Source organism: Paractinoplanes deccanensis (assembly GCF_016862115.1).
Classification (GTDB): Bacteria; Actinomycetota; Actinomycetes; order Mycobacteriales; family Micromonosporaceae; genus Actinoplanes; species Actinoplanes deccanensis.
In genome coordinates this window covers 1-1961 of sequence record NZ_BOMI01000235.1, presented here as the reverse complement: position 1 = coordinate 1961, position 1961 = coordinate 1, and the positions used below count along the sequence as shown (strand labels likewise).

1 protein-coding gene is annotated in these 1961 nt (G+C 78.0%); it reads right to left on the bottom strand.

Features of this window, described 5'->3' with window-relative positions; all coding sequences use genetic code 11:
• Window positions 1–1961: beta-ketoacyl reductase (locus Ade02nite_RS48780; RefSeq protein ID WP_203778287.1), on the bottom strand; the 1961-nt coding region annotated here is incomplete at both ends.

The window sequence follows — 1961 nt, the reverse complement described above, 5'->3', positions numbered from 1 at the left end:
CGGCATCGAAACCCGCCACGTCGTCGAGGAACCCACCCTCCCGGACGTACGAGGTGCCGGGGGCCTCACCGTCGGGGTCGAAGAGCGCGTCGAGGTCCCAGCCGCGGTCGGACGGGAACTCGGCGATCGCGTCGGTTCCGGCGGCCAGCAGCTCCCACAGGTCCTCCGGCGAGCGCACGCCACCGGGGAACCGGCAGGCCATGCCGACGATGGCCACCGGCTCGTCGGCGGCCGCGCGGACCACGGTCGTCTCCACGGCGCCCGGCGAGTCCAGCAGCAACGAGGCCAGGTGCCCGGTCAGCGCGTCCATGCTCGGGTGGTCGAAGACGACCGTGGCGTCCAGCGTGAGCCCGGTGGCCGCGGCCAGCGCGTTGCGCAGCCGGACCGCGCTGAGGGAGGTGAAGCCGAGGTCGCGGAAGGCGCGGCCGGCGTCGAGCCGGCCGCCGTGCCCGTGGCCGAGCACGGCGGCGACCGACGTCCGGACCAGGTCGAGCAGCTCCCGCCGGGTGCGTGGCCCCTGCCGCACCGGTGTGCGCGCGGGAACCGCCGGCGCCAGCACGTCGAGCAGGTGGCTCGGCCGCGCCTCGGTGAGCGCGGCGGCGAAGCGAGACCAGTCGGCGCGGGCCGCCACGACGGCGGGGAGCTCGCGCCCGACGGCCTCGCCCAGCGCGTCGAGGGCCGCCGACGGCGCGAGCGGGGTGAGGCCGGCCCAGGAGAGGGTGCCGTCGGCCCGGCCGGCCATGCCGTCGCCGGCCCACGGCCCCCAGGCGATGCTGGTGGCCGGCAGGCCGAGGCCGCGCCGGTGCTCGGCGAACGCGTCGAGGAAGGCGTTCGCGGCGGCGTAGTTGCCCTGACCGGCCGAGCCCGTCGTCCCGGCCAGCGACGAGAAGAGCACGAACGCGGACAGGTCCCGGTCGCGGGTCAGCTCGTGCAGGTGCCGCACGGCGTCGACCTTGGGCCGGGCCACGGCGCGGAGGCGCTCGGGGGTGAGCGAGTCCAGCAGCCCGTCGTCGAGCACGCCGGCCGCGTGCACCACGGCGTCGATCTCGATCGTGGCCAGCAGCGCGGCGAGTTGCTCGCGATCCGCGGCGTCGCAGGCGGCCACGGTGACCCGCGGGTCCGGCTCGGCCGCGGCGGCGCCGTTGCGGCTGATCAGGACGACCCGGTCGGCGCCGTTGGCGAGCAGCCAGTGCGAGCAGTGCCGGCCGAGCGCGCCGGTGCCGCCGGTCACCAGCACCGTCCCCGACGGCCGCCACGGCTGGGCCGGGCCGGCCGGCACCGCTTCGAGCCGCCGTCCGTAGGCCGCGGCGCCGCGGACGGCCACCTGGTCCTCGTCGCCGGTGAGCACGGCGGCGAGCAGCCGGCCGGTGCGCGGCCCGGGCTCGGCGGGCACGTCCACGAGGCCGCCGATCCGCGCCGGGTGCTCCAGGGCGGCCACCCGGCCGAGCCCCCACAGCTGGGCGGCCCCGGGGTCGGTCAGCGGGTCGTCGGGCCCGGCGGAGACCGCACCCGAGGTCACGGTCCACAGCGGAGCGTCGATCGACTGGAACAGCGACAGCCAGGTCGCGGGGTCGTCGAGCAGGCTCACCACCGCGGTGACGTCGCCGAGCTCTGGCACCGGCTCCGGGGTGGCCGCGTCCACGCGGACGACGTGCGCGCCGTGGTCGGCCAGCGCCCGGTCGATCCACGCGAGGCCGTCGCCGACGACCAGCCAGGTGCCGTGCAGCGCCGGCCGGGCCGGTGTGGTGACGGGGTGCCAGGCGACGCGGTGCAGCACCTGGGCCGGGCCGGCGGTGGGGCGCGGCGCGTCGAGCCAGTAGCGCCGGTGCTGGAACGGGTAGGTGGGCAGCTCGGCCCGGCCGGCCTCGGGCAGGGCCGAGGGCCAGTTCACCGGTGCGCCGGCGACGTGCAGCCGGCCGATCGCGGTGAGCAGGGCGTCGATCTCCGGCTCGGCACGCACC